21 protein-coding genes are annotated in these 20,379 nt (G+C 33.0%); 13 read left to right on the top strand and 8 right to left on the bottom strand.

The window, feature by feature from the left end:
- Positions 1 to 71: 71 nt before the first annotated feature.
- Both comC and endA read right to left on the bottom strand, forming a co-directional pair.
- The gene (gene comC / locus F555_RS0104610) at positions 72 to 1,109 is read right to left on the bottom strand and encodes an L-sulfolactate dehydrogenase (protein ID WP_018154046.1); all 1,038 of its coding nucleotides are present in this window, start codon (positions 1,107 to 1,109) and stop codon (positions 72 to 74) included.
- A gap of 89 nt (positions 1,110 to 1,198) precedes the next feature.
- On the bottom strand, positions 1,199 to 1,723 hold the full coding sequence (gene endA / locus F555_RS0104615; protein ID WP_018154047.1) for a tRNA-intron lyase: 525 nt from the start codon (positions 1,721 to 1,723) through the stop codon (positions 1,199 to 1,201).
- 295 nt (positions 1,724 to 2,018) lie between these two features.
- On the opposite strand from endA, the gene prf1 reads away from it, so the two are divergent.
- Together prf1 and F555_RS0104625 are read left to right on the top strand one after the other, a co-directional pair.
- Positions 2,019 to 3,281 carry a peptide chain release factor aRF-1 gene (gene prf1, locus F555_RS0104620; RefSeq protein ID WP_018154048.1) on the top strand — a complete coding sequence of 421 codons (1,263 nt, stop codon included), beginning with the start codon at positions 2,019 to 2,021 and terminating at the stop codon, positions 3,279 to 3,281.
- A 72-nt stretch (positions 3,282 to 3,353) separates the two neighbouring features.
- On the top strand, positions 3,354 to 3,752 hold the full coding sequence (locus F555_RS0104625) for a secondary thiamine-phosphate synthase enzyme YjbQ (protein WP_018154049.1): 399 nt from the start codon (positions 3,354 to 3,356) through the stop codon (positions 3,750 to 3,752).
- Positions 3,753 to 3,762: 10 nt separating this feature from the next.
- On the opposite strand, the gene F555_RS0104630 is transcribed toward F555_RS0104625, so the two are convergent.
- Both F555_RS0104630 and F555_RS0104635 read right to left on the bottom strand, forming a co-directional pair.
- Positions 3,763 to 5,343 carry a carbamoyltransferase C-terminal domain-containing protein gene (locus tag F555_RS0104630; RefSeq protein WP_018154050.1) on the bottom strand — a complete coding sequence of 527 codons (1,581 nt, stop codon included), beginning with the start codon at positions 5,341 to 5,343 and terminating at the stop codon, positions 3,763 to 3,765.
- An 87-nt stretch (positions 5,344 to 5,430) separates the two neighbouring features.
- Positions 5,431 to 5,715, bottom strand: a complete 285-nt coding sequence (locus tag F555_RS0104635) for an MTH1187 family thiamine-binding protein (protein ID WP_018154051.1) — start codon at positions 5,713 to 5,715, stop codon at positions 5,431 to 5,433.
- A 212-nt stretch (positions 5,716 to 5,927) separates the two neighbouring features.
- Between F555_RS0104635 and F555_RS0104640 the strand changes: the two genes are divergently transcribed.
- The 5 genes from F555_RS0104640 (at position 5,928) to F555_RS0104660 (ending at position 10,509) form a co-directional block, all read left to right on the top strand.
- Positions 5,928 to 7,700: an acetolactate synthase large subunit gene (locus F555_RS0104640; protein WP_018154052.1), complete on the top strand. Its 1,773-nt coding sequence runs from the start codon at positions 5,928 to 5,930 to the stop codon at positions 7,698 to 7,700.
- Positions 7,701 to 7,798: 98 nt separating this feature from the next.
- Entirely contained in the window at positions 7,799 to 8,308 is a 510-nt protein-coding gene (gene ilvN / locus F555_RS0104645; RefSeq protein ID WP_018154053.1) for an acetolactate synthase small subunit, read from the top strand.
- A 131-nt stretch (positions 8,309 to 8,439) separates the two neighbouring features.
- Positions 8,440 to 9,432 (top strand): ketol-acid reductoisomerase, encoded by a 993-nt coding sequence (gene ilvC / locus F555_RS0104650; RefSeq protein WP_040682795.1) that lies wholly within the window; start codon positions 8,440 to 8,442, stop codon positions 9,430 to 9,432.
- 177 nt (positions 9,433 to 9,609) lie between these two features.
- Positions 9,610 to 9,804 carry a MoaD/ThiS family protein gene (locus F555_RS0104655; protein ID WP_018154055.1) on the top strand — a complete coding sequence of 65 codons (195 nt, stop codon included), beginning with the start codon at positions 9,610 to 9,612 and terminating at the stop codon, positions 9,802 to 9,804.
- A gap of 153 nt (positions 9,805 to 9,957) precedes the next feature.
- The gene (locus F555_RS0104660; RefSeq protein ID WP_018154056.1) at positions 9,958 to 10,509 is read left to right on the top strand and encodes a methanogenesis marker 17 protein; all 552 of its coding nucleotides are present in this window, start codon (positions 9,958 to 9,960) and stop codon (positions 10,507 to 10,509) included.
- Between the two features lie 31 nt (positions 10,510 to 10,540).
- Here F555_RS0104660 and F555_RS0104665 read toward each other — a convergent pair whose 3' ends face one another.
- The 3 genes from F555_RS0104665 to F555_RS0104675 form a co-directional block, all read right to left on the bottom strand.
- Entirely contained in the window at positions 10,541 to 10,807 is a 267-nt protein-coding gene (locus F555_RS0104665; RefSeq protein WP_018154057.1) for an ACT domain-containing protein, read from the bottom strand.
- A 149-nt stretch (positions 10,808 to 10,956) separates the two neighbouring features.
- Positions 10,957 to 11,850, bottom strand: a complete 894-nt coding sequence (locus tag F555_RS0104670; protein WP_018154058.1) for a radical SAM protein — start codon at positions 11,848 to 11,850, stop codon at positions 10,957 to 10,959.
- Positions 11,851 to 12,009: 159 nt separating this feature from the next.
- Entirely contained in the window at positions 12,010 to 13,251 is a 1,242-nt protein-coding gene (locus F555_RS0104675; protein WP_018154059.1) for a U32 family peptidase, read from the bottom strand.
- 420 nt (positions 13,252 to 13,671) lie between these two features.
- On the opposite strand from F555_RS0104675, the gene F555_RS0104680 reads away from it, so the two are divergent.
- The 5 genes from F555_RS0104680 (at position 13,672) to F555_RS0104700 (ending at position 17,862) form a co-directional block, all read left to right on the top strand.
- Complete coding sequence (locus F555_RS0104680) at positions 13,672 to 14,544, top strand: adenine nucleotide alpha hydrolase family protein (protein ID WP_018154060.1); 873 nt, start codon at positions 13,672 to 13,674, stop codon at positions 14,542 to 14,544.
- Between the two features lie 75 nt (positions 14,545 to 14,619).
- Positions 14,620 to 14,847 carry a KEOPS complex subunit Pcc1 gene (locus F555_RS0104685; RefSeq protein ID WP_018154061.1) on the top strand — a complete coding sequence of 76 codons (228 nt, stop codon included), beginning with the start codon at positions 14,620 to 14,622 and terminating at the stop codon, positions 14,845 to 14,847.
- 218 nt (positions 14,848 to 15,065) lie between these two features.
- Positions 15,066 to 16,694, top strand: coding sequence for a SulP family inorganic anion transporter (locus F555_RS0104690; protein WP_018154062.1), 1,629 nt, complete (start codon positions 15,066 to 15,068; stop codon positions 16,692 to 16,694).
- A gap of 87 nt (positions 16,695 to 16,781) precedes the next feature.
- Positions 16,782 to 17,348, top strand: a complete 567-nt coding sequence (locus F555_RS0104695) for a TIGR00267 family protein (RefSeq protein WP_018154063.1) — start codon at positions 16,782 to 16,784, stop codon at positions 17,346 to 17,348.
- Positions 17,349 to 17,373: 25 nt separating this feature from the next.
- Entirely contained in the window at positions 17,374 to 17,862 is a 489-nt protein-coding gene (locus tag F555_RS0104700; protein WP_018154064.1) for a DUF2115 domain-containing protein, read from the top strand.
- A gap of 206 nt (positions 17,863 to 18,068) precedes the next feature.
- Here F555_RS0104700 and F555_RS0104705 read toward each other — a convergent pair whose 3' ends face one another.
- Positions 18,069 to 18,890 (bottom strand): RlmF-related methyltransferase, encoded by an 822-nt coding sequence (locus F555_RS0104705; RefSeq protein ID WP_018154065.1) that lies wholly within the window; start codon positions 18,888 to 18,890, stop codon positions 18,069 to 18,071.
- 265 nt (positions 18,891 to 19,155) lie between these two features.
- Between F555_RS0104705 and F555_RS0104710 the strand changes: the two genes are divergently transcribed.
- On the top strand, positions 19,156 to 20,286 hold the full coding sequence (locus F555_RS0104710; protein ID WP_018154066.1) for a metallophosphoesterase family protein: 1,131 nt from the start codon (positions 19,156 to 19,158) through the stop codon (positions 20,284 to 20,286).
- Positions 20,287 to 20,379: the final 93 nt, after the last annotated feature.

Genomic DNA, 20,379 nt, shown 5'->3' on the forward strand with positions numbered 1-20,379 from the left:
TTCAAATTTTGATGATCATTTTAAGTATCATCCAAAAATTAATTTTTATAAAAATAAAAAAGTATGATTAATTATTCCACATACTCACTAATATCTAATCCATTTTTCTCACAGATTTCCTTTAATTTAGTGTAGAGCTCAGTATCTATCTCAAAACCTTCTTTTCTTTTTTCCATATTCATCCTCTCAATATCCCCTGGAATCAAAACATTGGCAAATCCTTTGGCAGGTTCGGAGCTCTTTATTTCATCTATTAATTTGTCCACTTTTTCCATGAACTCTTCCTTATCTCCAAAGAACTCTGGATCTATTGCAATAAACAAGTCGCCTTTTGTGCATCTTTCGTTAGGGTTTGCCGTTCCTTTAACGTTTGTTCCCATTTCAGCTCCTCCAAGTGCTGAAAGGATCTCAATTGCAAGGGCAAGACCATATCCTTTAGGCCCACCAAAAGGCAATATGCAGCCTTCTAATGCCTTTACTGGATCAGTTGTTATGTTTCCTTCTTTATCAACTGCACAGTTTGGAGGAATTTCTTTTCCAACCCTCTTAGCTTCAAGCAATTTTCCCCTTGCCACTGAGGCAGTAGCCATATCCAATGAATAAGTGTGTTTTTTTCCTTTAACTGCAATTGCTATCGGATTTGTACCCAATATTTTGGCCTTCCCTCCAAAAGGAGCCATTGCAGGTTCGGTGTTGGTAATAACAATCCCAATTAAATCATGTTTTAACGCCATTTCTGAATAATGTCCTGTGATTCCAAAGTGATTTGCGTTAACTGTAGCAACTGCACCAATACCTACATTTTTTGCCTTTTCAATAGCGAGCTCCATTGATTTTGTTCCTATAACATAACCTAATCCCATATCGCCATCTATTGTGGCAACAGCAGGACTTTCTTTTAATATTTTTATATCGGGATTTGGATTTATATTGCCTATTTCAAGACCTATGACAGTTTGAGGGAACCTCCCAATTCCATGTGATGTAAACCCTTTTAAATCTGCTTCAACATATATGTTCGCAGTTATTTCTGCATCTTTCTCGTTGATACCATGTTTTTTTAATATATCCATGATTAATTTCTTTTCTTTTTCAGGTGTAATTCTCAAGCTATCACCCCTTTTATTTCCAATAAAATTATAATCTTTTAACAGTTAATTAGATACTACAAAGAATACTACAAAGTTAAGATTTTAGTTCATGGTTTTAAATAACTCATGTTGTAATAGACAACATCTCCATCAGCATCAACGATTGCCACTATTAATTTTTTCCTTACTGAATGGGCAACTCTTACAAATCCCGTAATTTCTGAAATGTCACAGGGTTTTTCCTCTGAAAAAACCTTAACCAAATATGTAGAGTGAACTTCATCAATATTGCTCCTTTCATATAGTCTGAAATCTGAACCATATTTTAATCCAGTTTTTACAGTATAGCCTCTATTTCTAAGGTCTTTATATACTAAATACCTAATGCACAACTTCTCTTCTATTTGATGTGCATAATCATATAGTTCCTCAAAGGATAAGAACTTATTTCTTTTATCCTTCACTCTAAGCCAATTTTTTGACACAACATACAATGCTTCTACAAGAGATAATGATAGAAAATTATCATTTAACTCCCCATATCGCTTTGAATGCAATTTTGAGATTCCATCTCTATCAAAAACCAAAACTCTTTCATCTGAAAGTTTACCGATGATCTGTTTTTTAGCCATTATTTCCCTCACAAAAATAAAAAAGTATATATACTTTTTAAAAATATTGGTTACTAAATCGTCATTAAGGTTTTCGTCCGATATTTTTAATAGTGTTGTTAATATAAGTTCATCTCATACCGGATGTATATTTTATTACAATCCATATATTCTATAACAAATTAAGTTAAATTGAAGTAACATTTCAAATATGATTGGTTGATTAAAACATTTATTAGTACTTGGAATTATATGAGGTGACTATAATTTAACTAGTTTTAATATATATAATCTATTTTTAAGGTAAGGTGATTTAATGGGTGAAAATTCATCAACGGATGTATATCTGTTTAAAAAGGCACTTAAGGAACTCAGAGATAAAAAAGGAAAAGGTACAGAGCTCATTAGTTTATACATTCCAGCAGGAAGGAGACTCTCAGACGTTTCCCAGTATTTAAAGGAAGAGCTGTCACAATCCTCAAACATTAAAAGTAAAACTACAAAGAAAAACGTTCAATCAGCAATTGAGGTTATACTACAAAGATTAAAGCTTTTAAAAGAACCTCTTGAAAAAGGAGTCATCATATTTGCAGGAATGATTCCTAGGGGAGGTCCAGGAACAGAAAAAATGGAAGTTTATGTATTGGAGCCTCCTGAACCTGTAAAAACTTTCATATACAAATGTGATTCTCAGTTCTATACAGAACCTTTAGAAGGCTTTATTCAAGATAAAGACGTTTACGGGGTTATTCTAATAGATAGGAATGAAGCTACGTTGGGTATAGTTAGAGGAAAGGATATTCAAATTACTAAAAAATTGACCAGTGGAGTTCCTGGAAAGTTCAAAGCTGGTGGTCAGTCTGCAAGAAGGTTAGAGAGATTAATTGACGATGCTGCACACCAATTTATGGTCAGAGTAGGAGAATATGCAAACGAAGGACTTTTACCTATTTTAGAAGAGAAAAAACTAAGAGGTATATTGGTTGGAGGTCCTGGAAACACCAAAAACGAATTCGTTGAAAAAGACTATCTACATCATGAATTGAAAAAGAAGGTTATAGATACTTTTGACCTATGCTATACCGAAGAATTTGGTATCAGAGAATTGCTTGATAAAGCATCCGACCTTCTAAGAGATATGGAATTAATGAAAGAAAAAGAAGTCGTCCAAAGATTCTTCAAGGAACTAATAAAGGAAGATGGGGGACTTGCAGCCTATGGTGAAAAAGAGGTTATGAAATATCTCTTGATAGGAGCTGTCGATGTTCTCATAGTTACCGAAGATATAAACATGACAAGGGTAACTGTAAAATGTAATAACTGTGACTATACTGAAGAAATCAACGTAAAGACTGATGAGTTGTCAAAGTTTGAAGAGGAGCTGAAGACAAAAACCTGTCCAACATGTGAAGGTATGCTCTATATTGAAGATACCAAAGATATTATAGAATATTTATCAGAACTATGTAAAGAAAGTAACACTGAATTAAGAGTTATTTCCACAGATACAGAAGAAGGTAGCCAGATTTCAAAGGCTTTTAGAGGTATGGCTGCAATATTAAGATATAGATTGGATTAATCAATTAAATTTTTATTTTTTATCTTCATTATAATATTTCTAATCGTATAACTCATTTTTAGGTGGGACTTTATGCTTTTTGAATATTCAATTAAAACAAATTCAAGGGAAGAATTGATTGATATTACCAATTTTGTTGTTGAATCCATTGGAAAGTCCAAGATTCAGAACGGAATTGCAGTAGTATTTACACCCCACACCACATCGGCTATAACTATAAATGAAAATGCGGACCCCTCAGTAAAAAAAGATATAATTAAATTTTTAAATGAAAAAATACCAAAAAATTATAATTTTTCACATATGGAAGGAAATTCCGATGCACATATAAAAAGCAGTCTTTTTGGTTCCTCTTTAACCGTTATAATCAAAAATGGTTCAATTTTGTTAGGTACCTGGCAGGGAATCTATTTTTGCGAATTTGATGGTCCAAGAAATAGACGCTTTTATGTAAAAGTTTTAGAAGGATAGTATCATTTTTTTAATTTTTTTCTATCAAATAATTACCCAATAAAAGGGCGTCCCCTACTTTTTTAAACGACCTAATGGCATCTTTTTCATTACAAACTATTGGCTCACCGTGTAAGTTAAAGCTGGTGTTTAAAACCATAGGAATATCCTTGGACTCATAGACATGGCTTATTACTCCGTAGTAAGTACTATTGAAATCTTTCTTTAAGGTTTGAGGTCTTGTAGTGTTGTCTTTGTGAACTACCCCGGATATATCGTTTATATTACTCATCTTTTCTTTATTTTCTTTAACATCGAACAACATAGTCATAAATGGACTGTAAGAAGGATTTTCTAAGTAGTCATTCACATAATCGTAGAGAATCGTAGGGGCAAATGGCATAAATAAATCCCTTTTTAACATTTTTCCAATTTTTATAGCATTTTCTTTTGTAGGTAATGCCAATATACTCCTATTTCCTAGAGCTCTAGGTCCAAACTCCATCCTACCTCTGCAAACACATACTATTTTATTTGAAGTTATTAAATCTCCAACAACTTCAGGGATTTCTTCTTCCTCAAGATATGTTATTTTGTAATTCAAGTTATTGTTCAGGCCAGTACTGTTGATGGTAATATCTTCGTTTTTTATTTCATACCCTAAGTAGGTGTCTTTTAAAATTATATTTGACTTATTAAATTTTGCATTATCTAGTAAGAGCGAAGAACCTATTGATAAACCTTCATCCCCCATAAACGGAGGTATAAAAATCTCCCCAACGTTTTCCCTTATTACTTTGTTGAGTTTGACATTCTGTGCAACTCCCCCACTAAAAACAATATTTTCAATACCTGTCTCATGAACAAGGCTTTTTATTAATTTTAAAACAGTATCTTCCAAGGTTTTTTGGGCAAACTTAGATATTGAAACTTTTTCATCCCAAGAACCAGAATAATTGAAAATTCTCTTTAAAGCCTTTGTAGCTTCATAACCTACGGTACCTAAATAATTCTTAAAGGATTTTGTTTTTTCATTGTAATCTAAAATTTTTAAATCGTAGTCGTAGGTTACACCCTCACAATCATATCCTGAAAGGCTCATAACTTTTCCTTCATCTTCCATTGGCTTAAAACCCAAAAGTTCTGTTATTGAGGCATAGAAGTCCCCCACTGAATCAATTAAATCACTTTGAGCAATAATTTCAAGACCTTTTTTAGTTCCAATTGAAACTGTTGAAGAAAATCCATCTCCCCCTCCGTCTATTGTTATTGACAAACACTCTTTAAACTCAGAAAGTTGATAAAGAGATGCATGGCAAAGATGGTGATTAAAGTAGAGCATTGGAACTTGGATTTTTTCCTGAAATCTTTTTAAATCCTTTAACCTACCCCCTTTCCTAAATACTCCCCCTACGGTTATTAAATCAATGTTACTGTTCTCATTACTTCCAGTATTTTCCAAACTGTTCAAAATATACTCTATACTGTTTTTTGGAAAACCCCGTTGATTTTTTTTTCTTGTAAATCTCTCTTCGCTTATGGCGTACTTTATCCCATTACTGTCAATTAATGAAGCACTTGCATTGTGTCCGTCGTGAATCCCTAAAATCATATTTTCACCGAACGAGTTGGACAACGAGGTTGCCAACTTCCCTGTAACATCTTAGATTTTTGTTCATTGAACTATTTATGTATTAATTTATTCGATAGCTTTTAACTTTCTTTCTATAGTATTTTCCTTGTCTGTTCTTTCATCTATCTTCAAAGTACTTAAAACTCTATCTGAATCTTTTAGAACTTCTCTGTGAGCTTCCTTAAAGGCACTAAGTACAATATCTAAATCCCCTTCTAAAACCGTGCTCATAGCATTGGATTCTACCTTTAAATTATCATATTTTTTAAATACTTCAATAGCTTTTTTAACATACTTAGAGACACTTGCTCCTTTCCCAAGTGGGACTATTGTAACTTCTGCAACTACCATAAAACCACCCCAATTAAAAACATACTAAAATATATAACCCTCATATGTTATATCCCTTATTCAATTTTTCCACTTTTTATATCCAAAATAAATTAATCTTTGATATTGCATACTTCACATAATATTTATATAATATTTAGATAAACTAACCTTACAAATAACCTTACAAATAATGTTAGTAATTACCAGTATCTGTTTATTTTGGTGATGTCATGAAAGGATCAGAAGTTATGATGAAGGCACTTGAAGCAGAAAATGTTAAAGTTCTTTTTGGTTATCCGGGTGGAGCTCTCTTACCTTTTTATGATGCACTCTATGACTCCGACTTCATACATGTGCTAACAAGGCACGAACAGGCTGCAGCACATGCAGCAGACGGTTATGCAAGAGCTAGTGGTGATGTTGGGGTATGTATCGGTACATCAGGTCCAGGAGCTACTAATCTTGTAACAGGGATTGCAACAGCTCATGCAGATTCTTCCCCTGTTGTGGCACTAACCGGGCAAGTTCCAACAAAACTAATAGGAAATGATGCGTTCCAAGAGATAGATGCCCTCGGTCTTTTTATGCCGATAACTAAACACAATTTTCAGATTCAAAAACCTGAAGAAATACCTGAAACATTTAGATCAGCATTTGAAATAGCTAAAACCGGGAGGCCGGGGCCTGTCCATATAGACTTACCTAAGGATACTCAAGAACTAGATGTAGATTTAAAAAAGCATCCTATTCCAGCCAAGGTTAACTTAATAGGATTCAAACCAACAAAGGTAGGACACCCCCTCCAAATTAAAAAAGCTGCAGAGCTCATATCAATTGCAGAAAGACCTGTTATTATAGCCGGTGGTGGGGTAAATATTGCAGGTGCTACAGAGGAGCTCATAAAAGTTGCTGAACTTGCAAAAATTCCTGTGTGTACAACGTTAATGGGAAAAGGAAGTTTCCCAGAAGAACATCCTTTAGCTCTCGGTATGGTGGGAATGCACGGTACAAAGCCTGCAAACTACTGTGTAGCTGAAAGTGATGTTTTAATTGCCATAGGGTGTAGATTTTCAGATAGAATAACTGGAGATCTAAAATCATTCGCCCCATATGCAAAAGTAATTCATATAGATGTAGATCCTGCAGAAATCGGGAAAAACATAAAAGTTGATATTCCAATCGTAGGGGATGCAAAAATAATTTTAAAGGATTTGTTAATCCATTTAATGAAGAAGGATATAAAAGCAAAAGTAGAATGGATGGAATACATAAATGACCTGAAAAAAACTTCCATGCCAATGATGGATTATGACGACATTCCTATGAAACCACAGAGAATAGTAAAAGAATTGATGGGAGCTCTAAAGGAAATAGATCCAGAATTAAAGAACAGTATTATAACAACTGATGTTGGACAAAATCAAATGTGGATGGCCCATTATTTTAAGGCAAATGCTCCAAGGTCATTCATTTCATCCGGTGGATTAGGTACAATGGGCTTTGGGTTCCCGTCTGCGATTGGAGCTAAAATCGCAAGACCTGATGCAAATGTCATCTCCGTTAGTGGAGACGGTGGATTTTTAATGAATTCCCAAGAATTGGCTACAATTAAAGATTATGAAATCCCAGTTGTAGTATGTATATTTGATAATAGAACCCTTGGAATGGTTTACCAATGGCAAAACCTATACTATGGAAAGAGACAATGCCAAGTTCATCTTGGGGAAAGTCCTGACTTTGTTAAACTTGCAGAAAGCTACGGCATTAAAGGAAGAAGAATAACCAATCCAAATGAAATAAAAGAAGCATTTAAAGAGGCAATATCAAGTGATGAACCATATTTACTTGATTTTGTAATTGATCCAGCAGAAGCATTATCTATGGTTCCACCTGGAGGAAAGCTAACAAATATTATCGAACCAGTTAAGGAAAGTCCAAACATAAAGTCGTTATGTTTCAGTGAGATGAAAAAAATATTAATGTCTTCAGATGAAAAAAAATAAAAGAATTATCAAATCTGTAAAGAAAAACAATGGTAGAACATGCTGCCGAATTACTAATAACTACCAATTAAATAATTTTTAATAAAATGGGTGGTTTTATGGAACACAAACATGTTATTTCAGTTTTGGTTTTACACAGGCCGGGAGTTCTTCAGAGGATTTCTGGCCTTTTTACTAGAAGATGGTTTAATATTTCAAGTATTACTGTGGGGATCACTGAGAATCCAGACATTGCTAGAATGACCATTGTAGTTAAAGGAGATGATGAAACTCTAGAGCAGGTTATAAAACAGCTAAATAAGCTTGTAGAGGTTATCAAAGTCAGTGATTTAGATGATAAAAATACGGTAAAAAGAGAATTATGCCTTATCAAAGTATATGCCCCAACTGAAAACAGTAAATCCCAGGTTATTCAATACACCAATATATTTAGGGGTAAAATTGTAGATTTAAGTACTGAAGCTCTAACTGTGGAAATAACCGGGGACGAAGATAAAATTAACGCATTTATCGATTTGGTTAAACCGATGGGCATTAAAGAAATGGCACGAACAGGGCTAACTGCACTTGTAAGAGGTTCAAAGATATTAAAATCAAATAAAAAATAAAGTATAACCTTTGATTAAACAGAGAGATTGAGCAAATTCCTTCGGAATTTGCAGCTCTCCGTTCGCTTCGCTCACTACGATAACCCTTATATATATCTATAATATAACTTGTTATGATTCTAAGAGGTGAAATAATGAAGGTATTCTATGATTCAGATACAACATTTGATGCTGTAAAAGATAAAACAATAGCTGTAATCGGATATGGTAGCCAAGGAAGAGCTCAGTCATTAAACATGAAAGATAGTGGATTAAAAGTTGTTGTAGGTTTAAGACCAAACGGAGCTTCATGGAACAAAGCAAAAGAAGATGGCCATGAAGTATTATCAATAGAAGAGGCTGCAGAAAAAGCAGATATAATCCACATATTAATACCAGACGAAATCCAAGGTGACGTTTACAACAAACAAATAAAACCATACTTAAAAGAAGGAAAAACATTAAGCTTCTCACACGGTTACAACATTCACTATGGATACATTGTTCCTCCTGAGGGGGTAAACGTTGTTATGGTTGCTCCAAAATCACCTGGAGCTATGGTTAGGAGAACATACGAAGAAGGATTTGGAGTTCCAGGGTTAGTTTGTGTTGAAAAGGATGCTACAGGAGATGCTTTAGATATTGCATTAGGTATGGCAAAAGGTGTTGGATTAACAAGAGCAGGTGTAATTCAAACAACATTTAGAGAAGAAACCGAAACAGATTTATTTGGAGAACAGGCAGTATTGTGCGGCGGTGTAACTGAATTAATTAAGGCAGGATTTGAAACACTTGTTGAAGCAGGATATTCACCAGAAATGGCATATTTTGAAACATGCCACGAGTTAAAATTAATTATCGACTTAATATACCAAAAAGGATTTGCAGGAATGTGGAATGACGTAAGTAACACCGCAGAATACGGTGGATTGACAAGAAGAAGCAGAGTAATAAATGAACAATCAAGACAGGAAATGAGAAAAATTTTAAAAGAAATCCAAGATGGAAGATTTACCAAAGAATGGGCACTTGAAAACATCTCAGGAAAAGCTCACTTAAATTCAATGAGAAGAATAGAATCAGAATTATTGATCGAAGAAGTTGGGGCCAAATTAAGAAAAATGTGCGGTTTACAAAAAGATTAATTGGTGTGAAATTTACATTATACTTTTCTCATTGGCAGTCAAAACTGAAACATATTTAAATGCGTTTTGAACTGTCCCTTATTTTCTTTTAATTTTTTGAATTGAAAGGTACTATATCCTTTTTAATGTCTTATAACTATAATTATGTAATAAGTGAACTAAATTATCGGTGACATCTTGAAGGTTTTTGTTGACAAAATGGGGGAAAAGTTCGAAGTTGAGTTACCTGAAAACTCGACTGTAAAGGATTTACTTGAAAAGCTAGACTTAGAAGACTATTTAGTTGTTAAGGGTGGAGAAATACTATCCGAACATGAAAAAATAAGCGATAGTGATAAATTAAGATTGGTTCCTGTTGTATCTGGCGGTTAATATTTATATCATAAACACTATTTTCAAATTTTATATGGTAAATTTATAATAGTCGAATTTACAAACAATAGAATATCATATTAAATAATTATTTTGTTGATCAAGATTATTAAAAACAGATTTTAATATTATTGATATATTATGAGGGATATTGTGGCTTATATCGATGTGGACTGCAAAGATGAAACTGGAAAAAGAATATATAGCAAGATTATTCAAACCTCACTTGAAGATTTAGTTTTAGGAAAGTCTATTGTAAAGGTAAAGATGATATGTAGGGAAGAAGAACCTTTTTTTATAATTGGAGTACTACCTAAATCAACATCAAAGTTAATAAAACTCACCGATGTGGCAAATATTGAAGAGGTACAGGAAAAAAATGGTAAAAAAATCTACAAGTTAAGGATAGAAGACGAAACATATGCACCGCAGCTCTTTGAAAAGATAAATATAATAGACCAGCCTTCGAGATTTGAAGTTTATACAGATACTCCTGTGGACCAAGACATGATAATTCATGATGCAAAAGATGACTTTATAGCCAAAGTTCTTGACTTCATGAATAGAGTATTTCCAGAAGGCATGAGAATTAGAAAAACACTCCATGGAAAGGCCATAATTATGATTGCATCAGAACGGCCTATTGAAGAGGAGTGGACTAAAAAAGGTCTTGAGTTGAAAGAAGAATTAGAATCAAGTAAATAAGTAAATAAAAAAGATTTTTATTTTTTACAGTTTAAATTCTGTGCATATATCTGAAAATATCTTCATGTTGGGCTATAATTTTAACGCCTATTTTTTCCCCTAATTTGTCCAATTCTTCTTTTAATTTTATAAAGTCGATTTTTGAAATATCAACAAGCATGATCATGGTAAAAAGATCATCCATTATCGTTTGCCTTATGTCCAATATATTAACATCGTTCTCTGCAAGAGTATTTGAAATACTTGCAACAATTCCGGTCCTATCCATTCCTGTAACTGTGATAACAGCTCTTTCCATCTATAACACCTACAAAATCGCTATTAGATTATTTGTGTTTTTACTATCCTGTCTTTCTTTATATCATCTTTTATATTTTTCTATAAATCAGGATTTTACAAAAATGAAAATAAACTATAACTAATATATAAAAATAATATAAAAAAGTTTTAGTGTGAGAAATGCTTTAAATCATACACATCTAGTTTCTTTCCTTTTTTATTTAAATGTTCCGTTTCATGTAACAAACCAGCAGCATCTGCCCTACACTGCTGACATGATCTGAATTGGTGCAAGTATTCTTCAGCAGCATCCCTTACGTTGCTTATTTCATCGCAGGTTGGCCTACTTAAATTCTCCATCTTGTACATTGGTATAAGTGGGATTATATTTTGCATATATGCAACATCTTTAAATGTTTTTGAAACCTCTACCACGTGATTTAGATTTATTTCAGGAATCAAAACTGTATTTATCTTTACAACAATGTCTAAATCATAGGCCTTTTGAACCCCTTCAATCTGGTTTTTAATTAATATCTCTGCTCCTTCTTCCCCTTTGTGCACCTTACCGTCGTAGTAAACCCAATCTACAATTTCTTTTAATATCTTTGGATCTACTGCATTAACTGTAACTGTCACAGTTTTTATACCCAAATCTGCCAGTTTTTTAGCATGCTTTGAAAGCAGAAGACCATTTGTGGACAGACACTTTACCAAATCCGGGAACTTTTCATCTATAATTTCAAAGGTTTCAAAAGTTTCTTTGTTAAATAAACTGTCCCCAGGTCCTGCTATCCCTACAACTTTTAAGTTGGGCATTTTTTTAAGTAACTCTTGCAGATAAGGTTCAACTTCCTCTGGTTTCATTATATGCTGTGCTACCCCTGGTCTATCTTCACAGCATGACTCTTCACCCACGCACCTCTTACAGAATCTGCACGCTATATTACATTTAGGTGCCACTGGAAGATGTACCCTTCCTATTTTATCGTGAATTTTTTCATTGTAACAAGGATGAACTTTAGTTATATGTGCAAATTTCGACATCTTATTTTTATCCATAATTATCCCCAATAATAAAATTTTAATATAATTTTCGTCATGTCTTCTCTTAGCATGACCGGAAAATTTAGTCCGGTGATTTTTTATATCGTTTTAAAATATAAAAAAGTTTTTATAGTAATTCATTATTTAATCAAACTTCTTTGAACGAAAATCACTTCATGATTTTCGTAACTCTTCGTTCGCTTCGCTCACTCCGATTAAAATATATACCTTATCGTTTTCCCTAACAACGTTTTTTAATTTAACTCCCACACTTTCTCCTTTTTTAGCAACTTCTACGGATTTATGATTTATTTCCATCGAAACTATTTCCTCTTCCACACATCCGGTTTTATTCCCTACGATTAAGACTGTATCCCCTACTTTCAAGTCATTTATTAATTTTATTTCCGCTACACCTACTTTTTTGTAGTAGTTAACAACAGAGCCAATTTCGATTTTTTTATAATTTGAAACGTTTCCTTCTTTTTCATACTGGAAGTCGTGAGATTTTTTAACATCCCTGAAGTAAAAACCGGTATCATACTCCCTGTTATAGACTTTTTCAAGTTCTTTTTTAAAGTACGGCAGTTTTTCTTCATAAGTACCATCTATTACGGAATCTATGGCAGTTCTATATACTTTGGTTACCCTCATGACATAATCAACGTTCTTTGCCCTTCCCTCTATTTTAAAACTGTCTAAAGCTTCCATGAGCTCAGGGATATGTTCGATAGTACATAAATCTTTAGGGGATAACAAATATTTACCCTCACATACAACCTCATGGGTTCCATCAACATGTTCATTTACAAGTTTCCAGTTTCTTCTGCACGGTTGAAGACAGTCTCCACAATTTGCATGCCTGTTAAATAAGTAGGAGCTCAGGAAGCACCTTCCACTTACTGCAACACATAGAGCTCCGTGAACAAAACCTTCAAGTTCTAAATCGATATTTTGTTTTTTTAAATTGTTCCTTATTTCATTTATTTGATTTAAGGTGAGCTCTCTAGATAGGATTATTCTTTTTGCAAATTTTGAATAAAACCTTGCAGTTAAAGAGTTGGTAATGTTTGTTTGAACACTCATGTGAACTTCCAATCCATAGTCTTTTGCAAGTTCCATTGTTCCCAAATCACTTACAATTAAAGCATCAACTTCGGCACTATTTGCAAAATCCAGGATGTCATTTAATTTTTCTAAATCGTTTTCATAAACTACCGTATTTGTGCATAGGTAAACTTTTTTATCCATATCGTGGGCAAATGCTATTCCCTCTTTTAAATCTTCTTTTTCAAAGTTTTTAGCCGTTGCTCGCATGTTTAATTCCTTTAATCCGCAGTAAACTGCATCTGCACCATATTTAAATGCCGTTTTTAAGCAGGTTAAATCCCTTGCTGGAGATAATAATTCTACCATAATTCTCACCATTAACATAATGTATATAATGTAAAGTAAAATATTTAAAGTACATTACAAATTAATAATATAGTATAATCAACTACCGACAATTAATGATAAAAAAGTAAGACATATGTCATAAACACATCATTATGTATAGAATATTATGTATGGAATATCGTATAACTTTTTTATTTATAAATTAGTTACACGTATTCTTCACTTATTTATGGCGTAAATTAAAATGTTTATAGTTGTGTGCATTATCCTTAAACTAACGATTTAGATAAATTCCTCGTATTCAAATCCAAAAATTGTATTATTTAATTTTATAAAATAATCATAAGTTTAGTTAAAATTGTATACCATCATATAATTGTCAACGACATATATTTGACTATTATTATATATTAATTAACTATTATATAACGTGATATCATGAAAACAGATAGTTCTAAAATTATTAACTGCGATATGTGTCTCCATACAAGTGAGAACAGAAAGATAATAGATTACAATGGGAAAAAACTATGTACCGAATGTATTAACTCATTAAAGTTTCCCAGAGATTTTGAAAAGATGAAAAAGGAAGTCAAAGAAATCCTAAAATCATCTTCTCAAAAGTCCAATAAAAAATACGATTGTATAATGGCATTATCAGGCGGTAAAGATAGTGTGGTGGCCCTATATTTAATAAAAGAAGAGTTAAAGTTAAAACCTCTCTGTGTAACTGTGGATAACAATTATTTAGCAAGGGAAGCCCTAGAAAACTGCTACAATATTACGAGATACTTAAATGTTGATTGGGTTGTTTTAAATAGAGATTATACTAAATTATTTAAAATGACAATTGGAAAGGGAGAATCCCCATGTAGAAGTTGTTCTGAATTTAATATGAGGGAGATATGGAAGTTTGCAAAGGATATGAACATTGATAAAATAGTAACAGGACATGAGCTCCCATTTGGAACTACTGCAATTAGAAATATGAAAAGCGGAATAATGATGATTAGACTTTTAGCTGCCTACCGATTAACTGAAGAAGACAGATACAAGATCTTAAAAAAACTACCATGGACAAAACCAAATCTCGGAGGATATACTACAAACTGTTTAGTACTCGGTCCTGCACTAAAAAAATTCCACGAAAAACATGGTTTTAGTTTTGAATTTGATAGAATCTCTGCCATGGTTAGATATGGACTAATGGATAGGGAAAAAGCCATAGATGCACTAAAATGTCCAGAAGTTCCAGAAGAAGTATATGATGAGCTAAAAAAGAGAGGGCTAGATTTAAAATCCAATGAATAATGTGATAATGTTCAAATTCTAAAATTTTATACTCCAAGTAATATTGATTTAAGGAAGAATAATTTATGGGAGATTATGATAGAATTTAAAATGGAAATTCCGGCAAGTGAGGAAATATTTAAAAGTTTAGAAGTTGATGATGTATCCGATGGGTTGATTATAAAAACTACCTATGATAAAAACTTAAGAAACTTAAAATTATTGATAAAAACAAATTCAGTAGGTTCATTAAAAAACATACTTGACGATTATTTTATCAATTATGATATGGCAATTGATATTATTGGAATAAATGAAAAATAAATAAAACTAAATAATTACATATGCCGACAAAACTCAAAATCGAAAATTTCGTGAATCGACATTTTCCTTTTTAAATAAAGAGATTGTTTCGAATACTGTTTTTTAAGGATGTTTTTTATTTATTCTTATTTTTATGAAAACCTACGATTTTACAGATATTACAATAGATCAAATACAACAAAATATATTAATAAAACAATGAAATAATAGAGGGAAACATGATTAAAAAAATTCAAACAAATACTGCTGAACAGGCGAAAAATAAAATAGTGGATTTAGTAATACCGAAGTCGAGTAACCTTAAAAATGATGTATTATCGGGGCTAACCGTTGCCTTGGCGCTGGTTCCAGAAGCAATTGCATTTTCATTTGTGGTTGGAGTAGATCCAAAAATAGGACTTTATGCAGCATTTATGATGGGCTTAATTGCGGCAGTATTGGGCGGTCGTCCCGGGATGATTTCAGGAGCAACTGGGGCTGTGGCAGTTATTTTTGCCCCATTGGTAATAACCCAGGTAAAAATCGGTGGGATGGATCAAGCCCTTGGATACCTTTTTGCAGCAGTTGCACTTATGGGTGTAATTCAAATATTATTTGGACTGTTTCGTGTTGGAAAGTTTGTAAGGCTCATTCCACACCCTGTCATGCTCGGTTTTGTTAACGGTCTTGCCATTATCATATTTATGTCCCAACTTGGACAGTTCTATACTGGTACAGGACCTGATGCAACACTGCTTCCCACCCCAACACTGTTAATTATGTTTGCACTCATTGCACTAACAATGATTATTAGCAGATTCCTTCCAAGGATTACAAAAGCAGTGCCTGCCACACTAGCAGCAATAGTTGTAGTTACAGTTATTTCATACTTTTTAAACCATTCTGGTTATGAAGTTCTTACAGTACTTGACTTTGTAAAGATGATCGACCCAACAAAAACAACTGTTGCAGCATCATTACCGTCATTCAGCATTCCGAATATTCCTTTCACAATGGAAGCTCTTAAAACAATACTGCCCTATTCAATACTTGCTGCAGCTGTAGGTTTGATTGAATCCCTTATGACTATGAGGCTTATTGATGAGCTCACTGAAACACGGGGAAGAGGAAACAAAGAGTGTGTTGGTCAGGGTATAGCAAACTTAGTTAATGGTTTCTTTGGAGGTATGGGAGGCTGTGCCATGATTGGCCAGAGCATGATTAACGTACGGGCAGGAGGTAGAGGACGAGCTTCGGGAATTGCCGCTGCAATATTTCTACTGATATTCGTAGTATGGGGGTCATCCCTTATAGAGCTCATACCACTTGCTGCACTCGTTGGTGTGATGTTTATGGTAGTTATAGGCACTTTTGAATGGTCGAGCTTCCGTATTATTAGACAAATTCCAAAATCAGATGCCATTATTCTCATATTGGTATCTGCCATAACTGTAATTTACGATTTAGCAATTGCTGTTTTTGCGGGAATCATTGTATCAGCTCTTGCATTTGCATGGGAGCATGGGAAACACATACGTGCCGAGAAAGAGACGAGAGGGAACAAAAAAGTATATAGACTTGATGGACCCCTTTTCTTTGCATCTGCAACATCATTCAAGGATTTATTTGATTTTCGGAATGACCCAGATGATGTTGTAATAGATTTTAAAAAATCACGGGTCTGTGACCATTCGGCAATTGAAGCAATTAACAATATTACTGAAAGATATGCCCAATATGGAAAAAGACTACATCTTCTTAATCTAAGCGATGACTGTTATAAATTAATTAAAAAAGCAGATAACATTGTTGAAGTGAGTGTTATAGATAATATAATATGGCCGGTGGCCGATGATAGGCTGGGATAAGCCAATATAATCAACAATATATGTCCCATCATAAAGTTTAAAAAGTGAAACAAAAGTAAATAAAATAAAATTAAAAATAGGGGATATATGGTGAGCTTAAAAGATACTATATCGAGTTTTAAAATGGGAACATTTGACATGAGGTATGTAATAAGAGGGCTTATTGATGGTTCATTATCCACATTAGGTGTGGTAATAGGGGCCAGTAGTGGTGACCCTTCGATAATAATCGCCGCGGGGATTGGTGGAGGATTGGCAAACGGAATATCAAATATTTTAGGGGCATTAACTGCAGAAAGAGCCATGTTAGAAGGGCAAAGGGGGCTCCAGGAAAAAACACTCTTAAAAGAAGATGGTTACTTAAAGAAGACTCTATTCTATAAAAAGGCATTAAATGAAACCCTATTTAGTGGTGTAATTGATGGAATTTCAACAATGGTTGGTTCTATCGTTCCAGTGATTCCATTTTTCTTATTCAAACCAACTACTGCCATTTTGGTAGCTATACTGGTAACCCTGGCCATACTTTTTGGATTGGGAATATTTATTGGAAGACTATCAAAGGAAAACTTGGTATTAGCTGGTTTGAAAATGGTATTGGGCGGCGTACTGGTAGCTATTGTATGTTTTGCAGTTGAAAATATGTTTAACTAATATAAAAAAGTGAAAAAGTGAAAAAATGAACAGCAAGAGACTATTTGCTGAGCTGAAAACAAAGGCCCATGAATTCAGTATATATGATTTAATGAATGTTAGAATATATCTAGAAAAGGAGATGAAGTATCTGCCTAAGGATTACCAGGAAGGATATATGAAAGACACCATTGAATATTTTTTAGATACCTTAAAGGAGATAAAAGGAAAAAAAGAAGAAGAAATAGAAAATTTTGAAATTGAAGAAGAAAAATTAAAAAATTTATTGGAACGAATAGACAGATTTAGTAAAGGAATACCTGAAGAAAAATCTTTCATGAAGCTATCAAAAATTGTAGTTCCATATTTGGTTTTTATTGCTAAAAAACCATTGCACGCCTTAACTACACGGTTTCCAGGTGGTTTAACAATCACCAAAAAAAATGGAGAATATTACTGCCCCGTAAAAAATAGACAAACTAACGAATACTCATTATGCGAATTTTGTATTTGTAAGGACCTTAAAGAAATTTAACATAATTAATCTTTTTTTAGATCGTTCACAAGTCTTTAATTGATTTTAGTAACAAAATGGAGATATGGTTAAAATCATAATCATTAGTGGTTCATAATTGGTAAAAAATTAGAAAACAGAATATCGCTTAATATTATAATAAAAAATAGACGTTGTTTTATACGTGCTACTACACTAAAAAACGATTTACTAAAAATTGGCAAATGTTAGTCATAGTCATTTGCAGAACAACTACAAAGACGTCCCTTAATTATGTGCCTTATTCTTTTCCCAGTTTTTATTTCATCCTTTTCTAATTTTAAACCCACTTCTTTTATTTTATCTTCTACTAAAATTCTTCGTTCTAATGGTTTGTGTGGGAACATAATTGCTATTAATCCATTTTTATTTAGATAGTTAATCCCTTCCTCTATGATTTTTAAAGAAAATTCTTCACCATACTTTCCACCACCTATTAACTCCACGTCCGTAGCAAGAGCTCCTCCAAAACTCCTCTTTGAAGGTACGGAATTAACCCCATAAAACGGAGGATAGGAAATTATCAAGTCAAACTTTTCATTTTCTAACTCTTCAATTCCATTAATTATTTTGCCCCTCGAATTAATTATTTTTATCTTGTTGGATAGGTTATTTCTCCCTACATTTTCAGTTGCAAGGCGTATGTAGTCATCTATTGTTTCGGTAGCGTAAACCTCACACCCATAGTACTTTGCAATCATTATGGAAATTATCCCTGAGCCTGTGCCAATCTCCAAAACCTTTTTTATGCCATTACCTTCCGTGGTTGCATTGAATTTATCAAATACATTCTTCACAAACATGAATCTGTTTATTGGTGTTGGTATGAGGGCGTCAGCGTGAAATTCAAGTTCTATGCTAAACAATTCTTTCAAAATCGCCTTGTTATAATGGTATAAAGCCTCTTTATTTTTAAAATCTATTTTAGGCTTTCCATCCTTGTAAAAAACGTATTTTTCTAAATCTTTGTTTACTTTTAGCGCATCTTCTATTTTTAATCCCAATTCCATGATTTCACTTTTGATAATTTGTGTTTTAATATGTGTACATACTCATATGAAGTACGTTATATTTTATCAGTACATCAGCATCAATAAGTTAAACAGGTAATGATAATTTTATTTTGATCTAACTATGTTATCATTAAAATTAAATTTACATGAAATTGACAAAATTAAATAAAATTAGAAGTAAAAATTATTTTACATAGAGGGATTATATTATTATATTTATTATATTTGATAGGCTGAGATAAAAACACAAAAGGGGGACATAATGCAGTTCGTACATATATCTGATAATCATCTTGGATATAGGCAATACAATATTGACGAAAGGGAGAAAGACCTATATGATTCTTTTAATCAATGTATTGATAAAATAATAGAGATAAAGCCTGATTTTGTGGTTCACAGCGGTGATTTATTTGATGGTCCCGAACCACCCATTAATGCAATATACACAGCTATGCAAGGATTTTCCAGACTTAAAGAACATAATATTCCCATCTATATAATACATGGAAACCATGATAAGCCCAAGAGAATTACTAAAGGATCCCCATTTAAGATTTTAAAGAATGTATTAGGGAGTTACTTAAGGGTATTCACAGAAAAAACGAAGTTTCATGTTCACGATGGGGAAGTATTTATTGGAGGCATTAACCACACTGTGAAAAATAAAATAGGTGACGTATATACAAATCTTGAGATTATCAACAACGAATCAAAGGATTACAAAAAGAAAATTCTTTTATTCCACCAAAATGTCTATCCATATCTTCCAGAGTATGAATTACAACTAAATGACTTTCCAGGGGAATTTGACTATTTTGCAGGAGGGCATATCCACCAAAGGGCGCTGAAACCTGCCGGAGAGGAGAGTGGAGTTTTTGCCTACAGTGGTTCAACTGAAATTATTTCTTACGATGAATACCGTGACTATGAAAAAAATGGAAAAGGATTTTATTTGGTGGACATGAGTGGAGATTTTGATATTAACGATGTCGAAAGCATACATATTAAATGCAGAGATTTTATCATAGATTGGGAAATCAAAAGTGAAAGCGAACTTAAGGAATTTTTAAACACGCTAAACAACCATAATCAAAAAAAGCCAGTGATACATTGTAAAACCACCAGACAGTTTTACGAAACTTTAAACGAAATTTTAAAGGAAAAATCTTTGTACTACAAGTTAAATGTTCTTGAGGACTCCGAAGAATCTGCCCATATAGTAAATATAAATGAAAATATTGATGAAGTGTTTAAAGAATACCTTCGAAATAAAAAGTTTGATGTAGATTTTGTTTATGAACTTTACCGAAAAGTTTTAAACGGCGATGAAGACTGTCTCCCCTATGTTGAGGACTATTTTAAAAAAGAGTATAGTCATTTGAAAGATTGACGGAATAATCTACTTTAAATTTAATTTAAATTTAAACTTTAAAGAAACCATGCAGATAAATTTTTATAAATTATGGACTTTCAACCAATTAAG

It is taken from the genome of Methanothermococcus thermolithotrophicus DSM 2095, from assembly GCF_000376965.1.
Lineage (GTDB): Archaea > AGJL01 > Methanococci > Methanococcales > Methanococcaceae > Methanothermococcus > Methanothermococcus thermolithotrophicus.

Coding starts and splice junctions, on each gene's coding strand:
- F555_RS0104710 (WP_018154066.1), top strand. CDS start 19,156: ATGCAGTTCGTACATATATCTGATAATCATCTTGGATATAGGCAATAC.
- F555_RS0104695 (WP_018154063.1), top strand. CDS start 16,782: ATGGTGAGCTTAAAAGATACTATATCGAGTTTTAAAATGGGAACATTT.
- ilvN (WP_018154053.1), top strand. CDS start 7,799: ATGGAACACAAACATGTTATTTCAGTTTTGGTTTTACACAGGCCGGGA.
- prf1 (WP_018154048.1), top strand. CDS start 2,019: ATGGGTGAAAATTCATCAACGGATGTATATCTGTTTAAAAAGGCACTT.
- F555_RS0104670 (WP_018154058.1), bottom strand. CDS start 11,850: ATGGATAAAAATAAGATGTCGAAATTTGCACATATAACTAAAGTTCAT.
- endA (WP_018154047.1), bottom strand. CDS start 1,723: ATGGCTAAAAAACAGATCATCGGTAAACTTTCAGATGAAAGAGTTTTG.
- F555_RS0104635 (WP_018154051.1), bottom strand. CDS start 5,715: ATGGTAGTTGCAGAAGTTACAATAGTCCCACTTGGGAAAGGAGCAAGT.
- F555_RS0104640 (WP_018154052.1), top strand. CDS start 5,928: ATGAAAGGATCAGAAGTTATGATGAAGGCACTTGAAGCAGAAAATGTT.
- F555_RS0104675 (WP_018154059.1), bottom strand. CDS start 13,251: ATGGTAGAATTATTATCTCCAGCAAGGGATTTAACCTGCTTAAAAACG.
- F555_RS0104665 (WP_018154057.1), bottom strand. CDS start 10,807: ATGGAAAGAGCTGTTATCACAGTTACAGGAATGGATAGGACCGGAATT.
- F555_RS0104700 (WP_018154064.1), top strand. CDS start 17,374: ATGAACAGCAAGAGACTATTTGCTGAGCTGAAAACAAAGGCCCATGAA.
- F555_RS0104690 (WP_018154062.1), top strand. CDS start 15,066: ATGATTAAAAAAATTCAAACAAATACTGCTGAACAGGCGAAAAATAAA.
- F555_RS0104685 (WP_018154061.1), top strand. CDS start 14,620: ATGATAGAATTTAAAATGGAAATTCCGGCAAGTGAGGAAATATTTAAA.
- F555_RS0104625 (WP_018154049.1), top strand. CDS start 3,354: ATGCTTTTTGAATATTCAATTAAAACAAATTCAAGGGAAGAATTGATT.
- F555_RS0104705 (WP_018154065.1), bottom strand. CDS start 18,890: ATGGAATTGGGATTAAAAATAGAAGATGCGCTAAAAGTAAACAAAGAT.
- F555_RS0104630 (WP_018154050.1), bottom strand. CDS start 5,343: ATGATTTTAGGGATTCACGACGGACACAATGCAAGTGCTTCATTAATT.
- F555_RS0104680 (WP_018154060.1), top strand. CDS start 13,672: ATGAAAACAGATAGTTCTAAAATTATTAACTGCGATATGTGTCTCCAT.